Here is a 14,823-nt window from a genome sequence, read left to right on the forward strand (position 1 = left end):
TGACCTCGGCGATCTGGCACAACGACCGAGCCGGTCAGCCAGTTATGCGCTCGCTGACCGCCTACGACCACTAACCCTTCGCATCATTCATCTAGCCCTTCCGGCGCCGGCTGCGCACCGGCGACACCCACCTGCTGGGCTACGGCTTCGACGAGTCGCCGTCGCCGCAGCCCAGCCGCGAGTACGTGCGCGGCTTCAACGCGGGCGCCGGCCAGTACGTGCTCCAGGTGACCTTCGACCCGGCCGCCCTCCCCGTCCGCTGCGACCGCTTCACCCGTCGCACTCCCAGCCAGTCCCCGCTGGAGACCGAGGAGTTGACCCTCGACGGGCACCACTGCGCACACCTGGGGGCCGAGGGGCTGCCGCCCTGCCTGCTCGGGCTGCGCTGGGACTGGGAGTAGCAGACCGCTGGCTGGTGCTGCACTAGCTAGTTGGTGATGCGGCCGCCGGCCACGTCGACCGTCAGCCCCGTCAGCCAGCCCGCGCCGTCGGAGGACAGGAACAGCGCGGCCTCCGTCACGTCCGTCGGGGTGCCGAGCCGACCCAGCGGGTGGGTGGCCGCGACCTTGCTCTGCACCTCGGCGGGCATCCGGGCCTGCACCCTCTCGGTCAGGATCACCGACGGGGCCAGGCAGTTGATCCGGATGCCGTGCGGCCCCAGCTCGGTGGCCAGGTGCCTGGTCAGCATCACCACGCCCGCGTTGGCCACCCCGTACGCCAGGTTGGCGCCGCTGGGCTGGCGGCCGGCCGCCGAGGACATCGTCAGGATGGAGCCCGCGCCGCGCGCCAGCATGCCCGGCAGGAAGGCCTGCACGGTGAGGAACACCGAAGTCAGGTCGGAGTCCAGCACCTCGCGCCAGCGCTGCTCGGTGAGCTCCGCCACCGGCACCGGGAAGCCCTGGCCGCCGGCGAACGCCGCCAGCACGTCGACCTCGCCGAACCGCTCCGTCACCGCCTGCCGCACCTCGTCCAGCGCCCGGCCGTCCGTCACGTCGGCCACCGCGGACATCGCCTCGCCGCCCGCGCCGGTGATCTGCTCGACCACCGCCGCCAGCGCCGTCGCGTCCCGGCCGACCACGCACACGGCCGCGCCCTGGGCGGCGAACGCCCGCGCGGTGTGCGCGCCGATCCCGCGCGAACCGCCGGTGACCACCACCGTCCGGCCCTTCAGCTCCGCGTACATTCCGGTCATCTCGCTCAACTCCCCATCGGTCGGTCGTCGGTGCCGCGGCGGCGGGTCTTCGGCAGCAGGGCGGCCACGAACAACAGCCACACCAGGCCGCCGAACCGGACCACCGGCAGCAGGTACATGAAGCCGTCCGCCAGCAGGGCGAACAGCCCGAGCATCGCGGCGGCGGCCACCACCAGGCCCGCCCACGTCACGGCGCGGGGCAGCAGGTCGGCGAGCATCGCCGACACCGAGACCCCCGCCGCCAGCAGGCCGAAGCCCGCCGCGAACGCGGGCCCGCCCGCCAGGAAGGACACGTCCGCCAGCGCCCGGCCCAGCGCGGACGGCGCGTCGGCCGGCAACCGGCCGCCCGCCCACGCCCCCGCCGCGCTCAGCACCAGCGCGGACGACGCCAGCACGCCGCCGACCAGCGTGATCGCCGAGCCGGGTGCGGTGATCCCGAGCGCCCGCAGCCGCCGGTAGAGCAGCGCCGCGCACAGCGCCAGCGGCACCGACGCGGCGAGCAGCAGCAGCGCGCCCAGCCGGGCCGCCCCGCCGTGCTCCTGCGCGTACCGCACCACCTCGGCGCCGGTGGCGTCCGGATGCGGGGTGGCGCGGTTGACCACCGTGTAGGCGACCGTCAGCGCGGCGACCGAGACGGTCGGCGCGAGCAGCGGCGGGCCGGTCTGCGGGCGGCTCTTCGGCCGTCCGGCCGGGGCCGGGCGGGGCTGGGCGGTGGTGCTCATGGTTCCTCCCGTGGCGTTCGTCGACACGCGCCGATCGATACACTCCGAATAATGATTACACCGTGGAACGATTGTCAAACGGGTACGATGTCGGCATGAGCATGGATCGAGCGGCGGACCAGAAGGACTGGCACGGCGGCCCCCCGCAGGGCCCACCCGGCCCGGGCGGCCCGCCCGGCGGCGGGGCGGCGTTCCTGCTGGCCCAGCTCGGCGCGCACGCCGCCGAGCGGTTCGCCCAGCGGATCGCCGAGCTCGACCTCACCCCCGCGCAGGCCGGCCTGCTCCGGCTGCTGGTGCAGAACCCGGGCCGCAGCCAGCGCGAGCTCGCCGACGCGCTCGGCATGCCGCCCAGCCGCTTCGTCCCGTTCGCCGACGGCCTGGAGCAGCGCGGCCTGATCGAGCGGCGCCGCAACGCGGAGGACCGCCGGCTGTATGCCCTGCACCTCACCGACCAGGGCCTGGCCCTGCTGGCCCGCCTGCGCGACACCGCCATCGCCCACGAGCAGGACGTCACCCAGGCCCTCACGCCCGAGGAGCGCACCCAGCTGGTCGCCCTGCTTGGCCGGATCGCCGCCCAGCAGCAGCTCACCCCCGGCGTCCACCCGGGCTACCGCACCCTGCGCGGCCGCTGACGCCGCTGCCGTTTCTCGCGCCCGGGCATGCGAAAGGGCCCCGGGGGGTCTTCCCCAAGGCCCTTTCGTGGCGCGCTACTTGACCGCGACCTCCGCTACTTGAACGCGACCTCGGCCGCGTCGTTGACCGGCCGGTAGCCGAGGCGCTGGTAGATCGCGTTGCTGACGGGGTTGGACAGGTCGGTGTACAGCAGCACCTCGTCCGCGCCGCGCGACTTCGCGTGCACGGTGGCGGCGGCCGTCAGCGCGCTGGCGTAGCCGTGGCCGCGGTCGGCGGGCGGGGTGTAGACGGGGCCTATCCGGGACATCCCGGCGACGGCCGGGCTGGCCCCGGCGAGCGCGACCACCCGCTGGTCCTCGGTCTCCCACAGCACCAGGGTCTCGGCGGCGATCCGCTGGTCGGTGTCGGCGAACGGGTCGCCGGGCGGCCGGACCTCGGCCTCCACGCAGAAGTCGACCAGCCACCGGGCGACGGTCTCCCGGTCGGCGGGCGCGGCGAGCCGGGAACGGCCGGCGGGCGGGGCCGGCGGGGGCGTCAACTCGCCGAGACGGAACAGCCGTTCGTTGCGCTCCAGGTACCAGTTGACGCCGGTGGTCCGGTGCCATTCGGCGGCGAAGGCGAGGGTGGTGCCGTGCTCGCCGGCCACCATGTCGGGGCGTTCGCCGTCGGCGGCGAGCCGGCGGGCCAGTTCCTCGGCGGCGGCCACCGGCATCCGGCCGAGCCGCGGCCCGTACGGCGGGGTGCGCAGGCAGGCGCCGGCGACGGCGCCGTCCGGGCCATGCCACCAGCCGAAGCGCGGCGGCTGTTCGCCGTACGCGTGGAGGCCGTCCCGGGTGAGGCGGTCGAGGATGGTGAGCAGCACGGTGTTCTCGACGGGGTCGGCCGCGAGGAACTCCCCGGCTGCGCTGCGGAAGTCGTCCAGTGACGTGGTGAGTGTCCAGCCCATGGCGCATCCTCCCCCGCCGACGCCGCCGTTGACCAGCACTTTCCCGGCCAACGGCGGCGCCACTGCTCACTGGGCGCGCAGGCGCTCCGTCAACTCGGCGACGTCCGCGGTCGGTTGCTCGCAGACGAAGTGCCGGCACACGTACGCGGCGGGCTTCCCGCCCAGCAGCGGACGGTCGGCGAGCAGCGGCACCTCGGTGTCGCCGACCTCGCCGACCGCGACCACCGCGCCGGGCGCGGTCGAACGCAGCGCGGCCAGGTGCAGCGCCGCCCGCCCCGCGTCCCCGGCCGGGCCGACCACCGCGACCTCGCGCGGCCCGTCCAGCAGCGCCTCCGCGACGGCCAGGCCCCAGCCGGTGAACCTGGGCGCGCGGGTTCCGAGCGACGAGACGATGCCCAGCGCCCGTTCGGCAGCGGTGCGGTGACGCTCGGAGCCGGTGTACGCGGCGTACGTGAGCAGCGCCCCGGCGGCGGCCGTCCAGCCGGACGGGGCGGCGTTGTCGGTGGGGTCCTGCGGGCGGCGGATCAGCTGCTCGGCGTCGTCGGCGGTGTCGTACAGCGCGCCGGACTTCTCGTCGGTGAAGTGCAGCAACACCAGGTCGAGCAGCTCCCCGGCGAGTTGCAGCCAGGACGACTCGCCGCCGACCGCGTACAGCGCGAGGAATCCCTCCGCGGTGTCCGCGTAGTCCTCCAGCACACCCGCGTTGGCGCCCGCGACGCCGTCCCGGGAGGTGCGCAGCAGCCGCCCGTCCGCCGTGAGGTGCACGGCAATCAGCAGGTCGGCGGCGCGCTCGGCGGCCTCGATCAGGTCCGGGCGCTCCAGCAGCGCACCCGCCTCGGCGAGGGCGGCGATCGCCAGGCCGTTCCAGGCCGCGACCACCTTGTCGTCCCGGGCCGGGGCCGGACGCTGCGCGCGGGCCTCCCCGAGCTTCTCCCGGATCTCCCGGTACTTGGCCAAGTCCTCGGGGTCGCGCAGGAGTTGCAGCACCGACGTGCCGTGCTCGAAGGTGCCGGTGACGTCGAACAGCTCCACCGCGAGGGCGCCGTCCGCCTCCCCCAGCACCTCCGTCAACTGCTCGGGCGTCCACGCGTAGTACGCGCCCTCGACGGTCTTCCCGCTCGCCTCGTCCAGCGAGTCGGCGTCCAGCGCGGAGGCGAACCCGCCCTGCGGGGTGCGCAGTTCACGCAGCAGGAAGTCGGCGGTCTCCAGCACGACCCGGCGGGCCTGCTCGTCGCCGGTGGCGCGCCACAGGTGCAGGTACACCCGCAGCAGCAGCGCGTTGTCATACAGCATTTTTTCGAAGTGCGGCACCGTCCAGGTGGCGTCCACCGCGTACCGCGCGAACCCGCCGCCCAACTGGTCGTACATCCCGCCGCGCGCCATCGCCTCGCAGGTGCGCTGCACCATCTCCAGCGCGGCCTCCGACCCCGTCCGGGCGTGGTGGCGCAGCAGGAACTCCAGCACCATCGACGGCGGGAACTTCGGCGCCCCACCGAACCCGCCCCGCCGCTCGTCGAACGACCGCGTCAACTCCACGACGGCCGCGTGCAGTTCACCCTCGCCGGGCGGCTGCGCGATCCCGCTCCCCACCGCGTACACCGAGGCCCGGTCCGCGAGATCCTTCCCGATCCGCGCCGCCACCTCCGAGACCTCGGCGCGCCGCCCCGTCCACGCCGTGTCCACCCCCTCCAGCACCTGCCGGAACGACGGCATCCCGTGCCGCGGCTCCGGCGGGAAGTACGTCCCGAAGTAGAACGGCTCCTTCTCGGGCGTCAGGAACACGGTCATCGGCCACCCGCCCCGCCCCGTGGCCGCCTGCACCGCCTCCATGTACACCGCATCGACGTCCGGCCGCTCCTCCCGGTCGACCTTCACCGCCACGAACCGCTCGTTCAGGTACCCGGCCGTCGCCTCGTCCTCGAACGACTCGTGTGCCATCACATGGCACCAGTGACAAGCCGCATACCCGACGGACAGCAGAACGGGCACACCCCGCCGCTCCGCCTCCTCGAACGCCTCCGGCCCCCACTCCCACCAGTCGACCGGATTGTCGGCGTGCTGCTGCAGGTACGGAGAGGTGGCGTGGGCCAGACGGTTCGTCATGACGGCAGTATCCAGGAGCCCGGCGCTCCACGGGGTATCCCCCGCGCGCCGTGACCGTCCGCGACAGCGGGACATGTGGCGAGCACGGAAAACACTGCTGTAACACCTGGGCGCTATGCGACGGCACGACCCTGGGCGGCAAGTCGAGCCCGCCAGTAGCTGGCGGCGTCCTGCCCTGACAGCATTGCGGTCACCTCGTCGGTCCGGTTGAACACGGCAGCCGGTGTCCTGCCCTCGATGTAGGACTCGAGACCGAGGTCGAGTGCACACCCGCTCAGAAACTCGGAGTACTCGCGCACGGACTCGACGATCGCGAAGCCGACGGGATTACCGTGTACCAAAGCATTCCGGACACGGCCACGTCTTGCCTCCAACACAGCACCCTCAGCGGCATAGTCCTCCGCCAGGACGGAATATGCGACGTGATCGCTCACGCTGTAGAGCATCCGTCTGATCCAGGCGCGTTCGGATTCGATGCGGCAGACCAAGAGCAAGTCGTCAGACCGGTCTGCGACGAACAAAAGCCACGGACGCGACGGATTGCTCGCGAACCACTCGCGAGTGAGCTCACGGACCAAATCATGCCGATCCCCACCGCCGAGCAGGCACATGTGGACGGCTCGCTTCACATCAGTAAGCCACCGCGTATGTGGCCAGCGTTCGCCGAGGAGACCGAACAAACCGCTTGGCGCGAGCACCGCATACGCAGCGATATGTTGCACGACGCGGTCCGCGAGAGGGATGACGCTGCGGATGTCCGCTAAGGGAGTGGTGTCGGTGCCATCCTCGGCGAGCTTCGAGGAGGTGTTCACCAAGATGCGGCTCAACGGTTACTCACAGCTGCCTGTGCTGAGCGGACCTCGGAATCTGCGGGGTGCCGTCACCTGGGAGTCCATCGCACGAGCGCGCTACGCGAACCCCGAGGCCCCCTTCTCCGATGCCATCGTCGCCGCTCACGCGGTCAGCTACGCCGACCACCTGATCGATGTCCTGCCCGACCTGGAACGGTTCGGCTTCCTCTTGGTCAAGGACCAGACGAATCAGATCGCCGGCATCATCACGGTCGCCGATGTGGCCGCCGAATACGGCGCCACGGCCCGGCCGTTCCTGCTCATCGGCGATCTCGACCGGCAACTGCGCCGGGTCATCTCGGAGAGCCTGGCCCTCGCGGAGGTGATCGAGCTCTGCGATCCGGACGGACGCCGGAAGCTCTCCGCCTTCGATCAGCTGTCCTACGGGGATTACCAGCAGGTCCTGGGCAATCCGGAGCAGTGGGACAAGCTGGGCTGGCCGTTGGACCGCAAGTCCTTCACCGCCCGCCTCGACGAACTGCGGGAGATCCGAAACGAACTGATGCACTTCAACGACAAGGACAAGGCCGGCGACTCGGCGATACCCATGCTCCGCAACGTGATCGAGCTACTGCGCGAACACAGCGGTTGAGGTGCGGCGGTTGCGAGGGCGCCTATGGAGCGCCGAAAGCCCTCGCTCCCTCATAAACTCTCCGTGTAAAACCGGCTGTGGTGGGCTGTTCAGCTACATCACCGAGGCCGTCAGGCATCAACTCGCCATGGACGGGCTCGCCGAGATCGTGGCGTCCCACGAGGAGGAACACGGCGCGCTTTCATTGAGCAGGAGATCGAAGCCGCTCATCGTGAGCTGTTCGGAGACGAGAACGCCGAGGATGTCGAGCGGGGCGCTGCATGAAGGAGCAGCCGGCCCGCTCGCTGGTGCTGGACTCCGAGGTACTCTCCCTGCTTCTGCGCAACGATCGCAGGATGGCGGCTCGGATCGAGGCGTCACGGCAGGCCGGAGTCCCTGTCCTCGTGTCTATGCTGACCATCGTTGAAGCTGTGCAAGGGAAGACTGATCCGGCGCGCTTGAAATAGGCACTCTCCCGACTGCAGGTGGAACCGGTCAGCCAGGAGGACTCCCTGACCGCGGTGGCGCTGCTTCAGGACGCAAGCGGGCTGCACGGGCACAGGTACGCGATCGACGCCCTCGTTGCCGCGCTCGCGCTCCGTGTCCCAGCCTCCGTGATCGTTCTGACCTCCGACCGGGACCACTGGTCGAAGCTCTGCGGGAAGCGCGTGATCATCAGAGAGGTATAAGCACTGGGGACAGCGGCGTACGCTGGGCCCAGCAGCACCGAGCCCGTCGAACCCCCGAGGAGGCGCGGCGATGACCGCCGAGATGGTCGCTCCTGAGTGGATGCACCAGCAGATCACCGCGGACGAGTACGACTCCTGGTCCGCGGAGCAGTGCGCGGGTATCGAGATTGTGGACGGGATGGTCGTCATGAGCCCGAGTGCGTCCAAGCGGCACAACCGCCTGGCCCGGATCCTGGCGAACGCCCTGGATGCAGCCGCCGGTTCGGACTGGAACGCCGACACGGACTTCGACGTCCGGTTGCAGGACGTGCCCCTCACCAACCGGCGGCCCGACGTCGTGGTCTACCGGGCTGAGACCATCGACATCACGCCCACCCGCCCGGAGCACGTTCTCCTGGTCGTCGAGGTCGTGTCACCGGGTTCGGAGACCACTGACCGCATCGTGAAGGTGGATCAGTACGCCCAGGCCGGCATCGCTTTCTACTGGCGGATCGAGCAGACCGCCAACGGCGTTCCCCTCATCTACACCTACATCCTCGACCCTGCGAGCCGGTCCTACCGCGACGCCGACATGTTCACCGGCACGATCCGGACCGCCGCTCCGTTCGCGGTCGAGATCGACCTCAACACGATCTGATCCGCACTCAGGACATGTAGACGGCCTGACTTCGGGCGAGGCTGCCAGCCGGTCCTCGGCCAGGCGTCCACCTCCCCACACAACCACTCACCATTCGTGTCGATTCCGGCACTCACTGGAAACGCCCCAGGCCGGAACTACCCGGTTGTACACATTCACTGGCACCAGTGACAAGCCGCATACCCGACAGACAGCAGAACGGGCACCCCCCGCCGCTCCGCCTCCTCGAACGCCTCCGGCCCCCAGGGCCGAGACGGTTCGGCATGTGCCCATCCTGACGCATCGGGAGTGGTGCCGGGGGCCGTGACTCACGGCTCGGGGGTGGGGTGGGTCGGCTCGCCGGGGTCGGTGCGGCGCCAGGTGAGGATCCAGGTGGCGGTGAGGAGTGCGCCGAGGCCGGCCAGGGCCATGGCCCAGCCGGTGCCGGTGAAGGCGCCGATGGTGCCGAAGAAGGCGGGGCCCAGGCCTTGGAAGGTCATGTTGCCGGAGCCCAGCAGGCCGAAGGCCTGGCCTTGGCCCTGTTCGGGGAGGGCGGCGAGGAACTCGCGTTGCAGGCCGAGGCCGTAGGCGAAGCCGCTGCCCGAGAGCAGGAGCAGGGCGGCGGAGAGCGGGCGGCCCGGGTCGGCGGCGAAGCCGGCCAGGGGCAGGCCCATGAGGGCGATGAGGGGCACCACCATGCGTTCGCGGGTGGCGGGCCGCAGCCGGCGTCCGACGAGGAGGTCGCCCAGCAGCATGCCGACCGGCAGGGCGGCCATCAGGACCGCGTAGGAGCCGGACGGGAAGCCGTGGCTGCCCGCGTAGGCGATGATCAGGCCCTCCGCTCCGGCGACGAACGCGGACGGGAGCCACTGGGCGAACAGCAGCCGCCGGACCGGGCGGTGGCGCAGCAGCGCGCCGGTGCCGCGCAGGCTCGTGCGCATGGCGCCGCCGCCGCCCGCTTCGGGTTCCGCCGCGAGCCGTGGCAGCCGCAGCCGGACGGCGGCCGCGCAGAGCAGGTGCATGACGGCCCCGGCCGCGAGTGCCGCGCGCGGGCCGACGGCCGCGACGGCGGCGCCGCCGAGGGTCAGCCCGAAGAGCTGGGCGCCGCTGGAGGCCATGCTGTTGAGCGAGCGGCCCAGCACGTACGCGTCGCCGCTCAGCCAGCGGGCGACGAGCCGTGCGGAGGCGCCGCCGAACGCCGGGGTCGCGAGGGCGAGCACCGCGACGACGGCGAGGCCCGCCGCGACGGGCATCCGCACCAGGGCGAGCAGGGCCGCCGCCGTGCCCTCCAGCAGGTAGCCGCCGGCAATCAGTGCCCGGGGCGGGAACCGGTCGGCGAGGGAGCCGAACAGCAGCGAGCCGAGGAGCTGCGGCAGGAAGCCCGCGCCGAAGGCCAGCGCGCTGAGCAGCGCGGAGCCGGTGCCGGAGTAGACCAGTGCCGAGAAGGTGGTGATGCGCAGCGAGTCGGCGGTGATGCCGATGGTGCGGGTCAGAAAGAGCAGCCGGAATCGGGGCTCGGCGAGCACCTGGCCGTAGGTGGTTCGCGGCGCCGGGGCCGGCAGCGGCGGGGATGCGGTGGTCATGCCCGGCAGCCTGGTGCGGGCCGCGCGGGCGTGCGAGAGATTCGCCCGGGGACGTAAGGTCTGGCGGCGTGCTCCGCTTCACCGCCACCACCGAGGACCTGCTGCACAGCCGGTTCGCGCTCTCCCCGGCCTTCGAGCTCTGCGGACTGCTGCGCCGGTTGAGCGGCCGGGACGCGGCGCTGCCGGCCGACTGGGCGGCGCGCCTCGCCCCGGGCTTCGCGCGGCTGCGCGGCGAGACGCATCTGGACGCCGTGCTGGCGCTTCAGGTCAGCACGGCGGGCGCCAACTTCGTCGCCCCGCCGCCGCGTGGGCTCGCCCAGAGCTGGGCCGACGATCTCGCGGCGATCCGGTCCACGCCGGTCGCGGTGGCCCGCGCCGAGATCGACGCCGTGCTGCGCGGGCGGGCGGGCGGTGACCTGGGTGTCCGTGATCCGCGGGTGCGCGAACTGCTGGAGTCCGACGGCGTGGTGGAGACGGTCGCCGACGCGCTGGACCGCGCCTGGCACGAGCTGCTCGCCCCGGACTGGCCGCAGCTGCGGGCGGTCTGCGAACGCGATGTCGTGCACCGGGTCGGGGTGATCGGCGAGCGCGGCTGGAAGGAGGCGGTCGAGGGCCTGCAGGACGGGCTGGCCTGGCAGGGACAGCACCTTGCGGTGCCGCTGCGCCGCGCGTACAAGGACGTGAGCCTCGCCGGGCAGGGGCTGCTGCTGGTGCCCTCAGTGATGGTGTGGCCCGGTGTCGCGGCCTTCCACGAGGAGCCGTGGCCGAAGGCCCTGATCTACCGGGCGCGCGGCACCGCCTCCCTGTGGGAACGGGCAGCGCCCGATCCGGCGGCGCTGGCGGCGCTGCTCGGGCGCTCCCGGGCGCGGCTGCTGGTGGAGCTGGGCGCACCGGCCAGCACCAGTCAGCTGGCCCGCAGCCTCGTGATGGCCCCCGGCGCGGTCGGCGACCACCTGGCCGTGCTCCTCGCGAGCGGGCTGCTGGCGCGCACCCGGTCCGGCCGCTCGGTGCTCTACCGGCGTACGGCGCTCGGGGACGCGCTGGTCGGCGGCGCGGCGGGCCCGTGAGTCGTCCGGCAACGCTCCAAGTCGGGACCACCTGGTTGCGTCAAGTCATTGGCACCAGTGACAAGCCGCATACCCGACGGACAGCAGAACGGGCACGCCGCGCCGCTCCGCCTCCTCGAACGCCTCCGGCCCCCAGGGCCACCACTCCACCGGATTGTCGGCATGCCGCAGCAGACACGGCGACGGCTTTCGGGTGGGTCCTGGGGGCTCGGCGACAGGTCAGCGGCTCCGGCGGTGCGGGGCGCGCGGCCGGGGCAGGAGGATCCCGGCGGCACCCGCCGGGTCGGCGGCCGGGTCGGTCGGGGCCGTGAAGCCCTTGACGGCCCGGTTCGGGGCGGGCGCGGCCCTGCGGGGCTTGGGCGCGGGCTCCGGCCGGCGGGCCAGCCTCCCGCTGATCATCGACGCCGCGCGGCTCACGGCGTCGGCCAGCGGGGGGATCAGCTTCGCGTCCAGGGCGGTCACCGCGACCGCGGCCACCACCTGGCCGGACGCCGAGTGCACCGGAGCCGCCACGCACGACAGCGAATCCACGCACTGCTGGTAGTCGAACGCGAGCCCCCGCTCCCGGACCCCGGCGACCTCGCGCGCCCAGGCGGCCTCCGTCCACCCCGCGGGCCGCTTCGGTACCGGGGCGGCCGCCGCCAGGACCAGTTCGGCCGCGCTGCCGGGCGGCAGGACGACCCCGGAGTACAGCGGGAAGACCTCGTCCACCTCGCCCCGCATGCCCCCGACGACGATGATCTGTCCCGCTTCGGGCACCGACAGGCTCAGGCTCACCCCGCCGCTGACCGCCGCGAGTTCTCGTAGCGGCTGGGCCGCTGCGGCGCGCAGCGCGCGCGCCGGATGCCAGGCCTGCCCGAGCCGGAACGTCCGCGGGCCCAACCGGTAGCGGCCTTCGTGACTCTGCACCGCGCCCAGTGCGACCAGCTGCCCGAGCAGCCGGTGGGCGGTGGCCTTCGGCAGCGCGGCGTCGCTCGCCAGCCGGGTCAGCCCCACCTCGTCGGTGTGCGCTAGTACCTCCATGAGTGCGAACGCGCCGTCCAGCACGCCGCGCCCCTCGGCGCCGGATCTCGCCATGAGGGCCCCCCTCTCATGCCGGGCCGCCGATCGGACGGCCCCACAACTCCCCGTTCGGACCAGGTCAGTTGGGGTTTCGGTATGGGTTCCCTTCAGTCGCCGGTCCGTTGAACGGACCCGATCATTGCCCGCTCGCGATGATCGCGCCACTGTGTTTTTCATCCGGGAACGGAACGCCGGAGCTCCTGCGGAGCTCAGGCGGGCCGTCCACTCGCACCACACAAGGAGGCAGCTATGAGCTCCATCAAGACGAGCGCCAAGCAGTTCAAGTACGTCATGGGCGCGCTGACCGCGGTCTTCTTCGGCGCCTGCTCGGCCAGCTGACGTAGAACCCCGGGGGTGGGGGCGGCGAGCCGCCCCCACCCCTTCGTCCTGTTCGAGGTACGAGGGAGGCATCAGTGCTGGAGACCGCTGTCCGGCAGGTGCAGGTGGCCACGGCCATGGTGTTCGGCCGGCGGCTGAACGTACGGGCCGTGGAACGGCTGGTCGCCGACGCGCTCGTCACGCTGGAGGAGTTCGGCTCGCTCGGCGACGACGTCGACGAACTGGCCGACGGACCGTTCACCGATCCGGCCGAGCGCCGCGACCTGCAGAACCGGGCGCTCCAGCGCACCGTGCGCAGGCTCGCCAAACGCTCGCCCTTCTACCGGGAACGGCTCACCGGCGTGGACCCGGACGGGATCACCACCGAGACGCTCACCCGCATCCCGGTGACCCGCAAGGCCGACCTGCTCGCCCGCCCCGCCGACTTCCTCTGCAGCGACCCGTACCTGGTGACGCAGACCACCGGCACCACCGGCGCGCCGGTCCAGATCTGGCTCTCCCGCTACGAGATGGAGCTGTGGCCCGCCCTGATCGCGCTGTCCCTGGTGCTCCGCGGCGACCTCGGCCCCGGCGACCGGATGCAGATCAACCTCAGCTCGCGGGCGACCGCCGCCGTGCAGGAGGACGTCGAGGTGTGCCGCCTCGCCAACGCCGCCTGTCACGTCGTGGGACAGATCCCGCCCGAGGAGTCCGTCGAGCACCTGCTCGGCCGCTCCGGCCCCCGGCCGACGGTGCTCACCGGAAACCCCAGCTACCTCGCCCGCATGGTGAGCGTCGCCCGCGAACGCGGATACGGGCCGCAGGACTTCGGGCTGCGCGCGGTCTACGCGGGAGGGGAGATGCTGTCGCGCAACCTGGCGGCCGCCTTCCGCGAGACCTTCGGCGCACGCACCGTCGGCGACTCCTTCGGCATGACCGAACTGCTGCCCGTCAGCGGCCGCACCTGCACCCACCATCACCTGCACATCGACCCCAACATGGGGTACACGGAGGTCCTCGACCTGGAGACGGGCGAGCCCGCCGGGCCCGGCCGCCTCGGCGAGCTGACGGTCACCCCGTACTTCCCCTACCGGGAATGCATGCCCGTCCTGCGATACAACACGGGTGACGTGGTCCGCACCCTGGACGGCGAGCCCACCTGCGAACTCGCCTCGGTCCCCGCGGTCTCCCACATCCTCGGCAAGGCCGGACAGCTCTACCGCACCGCCGACACCATCGTCACCCCGCGCGACCTCGTCGAGGCGCTGGACGGCACCCCCGGCCTGCCGTGGCCGCTGCGCCACCGGGCCGAGATCACCGACCGGGGCCGGCTGCACGTGGAGGTCGTCTCCAAGGAACTCGGCGCGGCCGACGTGACGATGCGACTGCGGGCCGAGGGCATCGACGCCGACGTCACCGTCCTGCCGCTGGACGACGCGGAAGCGGCACTGCGCTTCCCACTCCGCTGCGACCTGCTGGAGCACACCTTCACCCGGAGCCACGCATGACGGTCTTCTTCCAGCTCGCGGTCAGCTGCACCCTGGCCCTCGCGGTGTGCGTCGGCGCCGTCGGCTACTTCCGCACCGTCCGCACCCCCCGGCCGCCGATCGGGGTCTTCAACGGCGCCGACATCTTCATGATGATGGGCTTCGTCCTGGCGCTGCCGTACCTCTACCTGGCGCTGCCCGGCGCGGTCCTGCCGGCGGTACTCGCGCTGGCCTTCGCCGGCGGGCTGTCCGTCGGCTACCAGCCCGTCATCGGTGACGGACGGCTGCGCTGGGCGCTGATCGCCACGCTGATCGCGGCCGTGCTCGGCACCCACCTCGCCTTCGGCGACACCGCCGCGCCGTACTGGATCGCCAACAGCTGCGTCGTCGGCCTGGTCGTCGTCTCCGCCACCAACATCAACGTCCAGGGCGGGATGCGGCTGAAGAACGTCGCGTGGTTCCTGCTCGCGCTCGCCGCCTACGACGCGTTCTTCGCCTGGGTCGTCCCACTGACCGAGGAACTGTCCGACGCGATCCAGGGCTACCCCTTCGCCCCCGCGGCCGGGCTCCGCATCGGGGAGAACCTCGGCTCCGTACTCGGCATGGGCGACCTGCTGGCCTACGCCCTCTTCACCACCGCCGCCTACAAGGCCTACGGCAAGGCGGGCCTGCGCACCGGAATCACACTGGTCGTGCTCTTCGGCGCCGTGGCCCCGGTAGCCACCCTGCACCTCATCGACGCCGTCACCGGGCACCCTGCGGCCCTGATCCCGGCCCAGGTCTTCTTCGGCCCGGCAGCCTTCATCGGCCACCTCCTCCTCCGCCGCCGGGGCCCCGAACGCCGGATGGCCGAACTCACGTTCCGCCGCGACCGGATCGGAACCCCGGGCCGGCAGCCGGCCCGCAGGTCACCGGACCTGGCGGCCCCTACCGCGGCCGGAAACGGGACGCGAGGGGCGGTTCAGCAATAGGAGACCTGGACG

Annotated in this window: 14 protein-coding genes and 4 pseudogenes; 9 read left to right on the forward strand and 9 right to left on the reverse strand. The window is 72.3% G+C overall.

The genetic code is table 11. The annotated features are described in order from the left end of the window. Window positions 1-185: 185 nt before the first annotated feature. Entirely contained in the window at window positions 186-401 is a 216-nt protein-coding gene (locus ACGFWJ_RS21825) for a hypothetical protein (protein WP_392952026.1), read from the forward strand. A gap of 26 nt (window positions 402-427) precedes the next feature. On the opposite strand, the gene ACGFWJ_RS21830 is transcribed toward ACGFWJ_RS21825, so the two are convergent. Together ACGFWJ_RS21830 and ACGFWJ_RS21835 are read right to left on the reverse strand one after the other, a co-directional pair. After that, the gene (locus tag ACGFWJ_RS21830; RefSeq protein ID WP_392952029.1) at window positions 428-1,192 is read right to left on the reverse strand and encodes an SDR family NAD(P)-dependent oxidoreductase; all 765 of its coding nucleotides are present in this window, start codon (window positions 1,190-1,192) and stop codon (window positions 428-430) included. Between the two features lie 5 nt (window positions 1,193-1,197). Next, window positions 1,198-1,914, reverse strand: a complete 717-nt coding sequence (locus tag ACGFWJ_RS21835) for a DUF4386 domain-containing protein (RefSeq protein WP_392952031.1) — start codon at window positions 1,912-1,914, stop codon at window positions 1,198-1,200. Window positions 1,915-2,009: 95 nt separating this feature from the next. Between ACGFWJ_RS21835 and ACGFWJ_RS21840 the strand changes: the two genes are divergently transcribed. Further along, on the forward strand, window positions 2,010-2,546 hold the full coding sequence (locus ACGFWJ_RS21840; protein WP_392952034.1) for a MarR family winged helix-turn-helix transcriptional regulator: 537 nt from the start codon (window positions 2,010-2,012) through the stop codon (window positions 2,544-2,546). 95 nt (window positions 2,547-2,641) lie between these two features. Here the strand turns inward: ACGFWJ_RS21840 and ACGFWJ_RS21845 are convergent, their stop codons facing one another. The 3 genes from ACGFWJ_RS21845 to ACGFWJ_RS21855 all read right to left on the reverse strand — a co-directional run bounded on the left by ACGFWJ_RS21845 (window position 2,642) and on the right by ACGFWJ_RS21855 (window position 6,411). After that, the gene (locus tag ACGFWJ_RS21845; protein WP_392952036.1) at window positions 2,642-3,493 is read right to left on the reverse strand and encodes a GNAT family N-acetyltransferase; all 852 of its coding nucleotides are present in this window, start codon (window positions 3,491-3,493) and stop codon (window positions 2,642-2,644) included. 66 nt (window positions 3,494-3,559) lie between these two features. Then, the gene (locus tag ACGFWJ_RS21850; protein ID WP_392952038.1) at window positions 3,560-5,596 is read right to left on the reverse strand and encodes a thioredoxin domain-containing protein; all 2,037 of its coding nucleotides are present in this window, start codon (window positions 5,594-5,596) and stop codon (window positions 3,560-3,562) included. Between the two features lie 113 nt (window positions 5,597-5,709). After that, window positions 5,710-6,411, reverse strand: a complete 702-nt coding sequence (locus ACGFWJ_RS21855) for a hypothetical protein (protein WP_392952041.1) — start codon at window positions 6,409-6,411, stop codon at window positions 5,710-5,712. A 1-nt stretch (window position 6,412) separates the two neighbouring features. On the opposite strand from ACGFWJ_RS21855, the gene ACGFWJ_RS21860 reads away from it, so the two are divergent. The 4 genes and pseudogenes from ACGFWJ_RS21860 (at window position 6,413) to ACGFWJ_RS21875 (ending at window position 8,344) form a co-directional block, all read left to right on the forward strand. Beyond that, the gene (locus ACGFWJ_RS21860) at window positions 6,413-7,039 is read left to right on the forward strand and encodes a hypothetical protein (protein ID WP_392952043.1); all 627 of its coding nucleotides are present in this window, start codon (window positions 6,413-6,415) and stop codon (window positions 7,037-7,039) included. Window positions 7,040-7,091: 52 nt separating this feature from the next. Beyond that, a pseudogene (locus tag ACGFWJ_RS21865) lies at window positions 7,092-7,303 on the forward strand (hypothetical protein). Beyond that, window positions 7,300-7,707, forward strand: a pseudogene (locus ACGFWJ_RS21870) (type II toxin-antitoxin system VapC family toxin). The pseudogenes ACGFWJ_RS21865 and ACGFWJ_RS21870 overlap by 4 nt, the downstream one beginning before the upstream one ends. A 70-nt stretch (window positions 7,708-7,777) precedes the next feature. Beyond that, window positions 7,778-8,344 carry a Uma2 family endonuclease gene (locus tag ACGFWJ_RS21875; RefSeq protein ID WP_392952046.1) on the forward strand — a complete coding sequence of 189 codons (567 nt, stop codon included), beginning with the start codon at window positions 7,778-7,780 and terminating at the stop codon, window positions 8,342-8,344. A gap of 161 nt (window positions 8,345-8,505) precedes the next feature. On the opposite strand, the pseudogene ACGFWJ_RS21880 reads toward ACGFWJ_RS21875, so the two are convergent. Together ACGFWJ_RS21880 and ACGFWJ_RS21885 are read right to left on the reverse strand one after the other, a co-directional pair. Further along, window positions 8,506-8,592, reverse strand: a pseudogene (locus ACGFWJ_RS21880) (DUF255 domain-containing protein); the annotation flags it as partial. A gap of 60 nt (window positions 8,593-8,652) precedes the next feature. Next, on the reverse strand, window positions 8,653-9,906 hold the full coding sequence (locus tag ACGFWJ_RS21885; RefSeq protein ID WP_392952049.1) for an MFS transporter: 1,254 nt from the start codon (window positions 9,904-9,906) through the stop codon (window positions 8,653-8,655). A gap of 68 nt (window positions 9,907-9,974) precedes the next feature. Between ACGFWJ_RS21885 and ACGFWJ_RS21890 the strand changes: the two genes are divergently transcribed. Beyond that, entirely contained in the window at window positions 9,975-10,973 is a 999-nt protein-coding gene (locus tag ACGFWJ_RS21890) for an ArsR/SmtB family transcription factor (RefSeq protein ID WP_392952052.1), read from the forward strand. Window positions 10,974-11,024: 51 nt separating this feature from the next. On the opposite strand, the pseudogene ACGFWJ_RS21895 reads toward ACGFWJ_RS21890, so the two are convergent. After that, window positions 11,025-11,156 (reverse strand): annotated as a pseudogene (locus ACGFWJ_RS21895) (DUF255 domain-containing protein); the annotation flags it as partial. Window positions 11,157-11,192: 36 nt separating this feature from the next. Beyond that, window positions 11,193-12,050: a helix-turn-helix domain-containing protein gene (locus ACGFWJ_RS21900; RefSeq protein ID WP_392952054.1), complete on the reverse strand. Its 858-nt coding sequence runs from the start codon at window positions 12,048-12,050 to the stop codon at window positions 11,193-11,195. Between the two features lie 398 nt (window positions 12,051-12,448). Here ACGFWJ_RS21900 and ACGFWJ_RS21905 point away from each other — a divergent pair, with 398 nt between their 5' ends. Next, window positions 12,449-13,861, forward strand: coding sequence for a phenylacetate--CoA ligase family protein (locus tag ACGFWJ_RS21905; protein ID WP_392952057.1), 1,413 nt, complete (start codon window positions 12,449-12,451; stop codon window positions 13,859-13,861). Beyond that, window positions 13,858-14,811: a hypothetical protein gene (locus tag ACGFWJ_RS21910; RefSeq protein WP_392952059.1), complete on the forward strand. Its 954-nt coding sequence runs from the start codon at window positions 13,858-13,860 to the stop codon at window positions 14,809-14,811. Before ACGFWJ_RS21905 ends, ACGFWJ_RS21910 begins: the two co-directional genes overlap by 4 nt. Window positions 14,812-14,823 lie beyond the last annotated feature (12 nt).

It is taken from the genome of Kitasatospora sp. NPDC048407, assembly GCF_043200475.1.
GTDB lineage: Bacteria > Actinomycetota > Actinomycetes > Streptomycetales > Streptomycetaceae > Kitasatospora.

Excerpts from the sequence above, each read along its gene's own strand:
- ACGFWJ_RS21830 (WP_392952029.1), bottom strand. The coding sequence starts at position 1,192 with ATGACCGGAATGTACGCGGAGCTGAAGGGCCGGACGGTGGTGGTCACC.
- ACGFWJ_RS21835 (WP_392952031.1), bottom strand. The coding sequence starts at position 1,914 with ATGAGCACCACCGCCCAGCCCCGCCCGGCCCCGGCCGGACGGCCGAAG.
- ACGFWJ_RS21840 (WP_392952034.1), top strand. The coding sequence starts at position 2,010 with ATGAGCATGGATCGAGCGGCGGACCAGAAGGACTGGCACGGCGGCCCC.
- ACGFWJ_RS21845 (WP_392952036.1), bottom strand. The coding sequence starts at position 3,493 with ATGGGCTGGACACTCACCACGTCACTGGACGACTTCCGCAGCGCAGCC.
- ACGFWJ_RS21850 (WP_392952038.1), bottom strand. The coding sequence starts at position 5,596 with ATGACGAACCGTCTGGCCCACGCCACCTCTCCGTACCTGCAGCAGCAC.
- ACGFWJ_RS21860 (WP_392952043.1), top strand. The coding sequence starts at position 6,413 with ATGCGGCTCAACGGTTACTCACAGCTGCCTGTGCTGAGCGGACCTCGG.
- ACGFWJ_RS21875 (WP_392952046.1), top strand. The coding sequence starts at position 7,778 with ATGACCGCCGAGATGGTCGCTCCTGAGTGGATGCACCAGCAGATCACC.
- ACGFWJ_RS21885 (WP_392952049.1), bottom strand. The coding sequence starts at position 9,906 with ATGACCACCGCATCCCCGCCGCTGCCGGCCCCGGCGCCGCGAACCACC.
- ACGFWJ_RS21900 (WP_392952054.1), bottom strand. The coding sequence starts at position 12,050 with ATGGCGAGATCCGGCGCCGAGGGGCGCGGCGTGCTGGACGGCGCGTTC.
- ACGFWJ_RS21910 (WP_392952059.1), top strand. The coding sequence starts at position 13,858 with ATGACGGTCTTCTTCCAGCTCGCGGTCAGCTGCACCCTGGCCCTCGCG.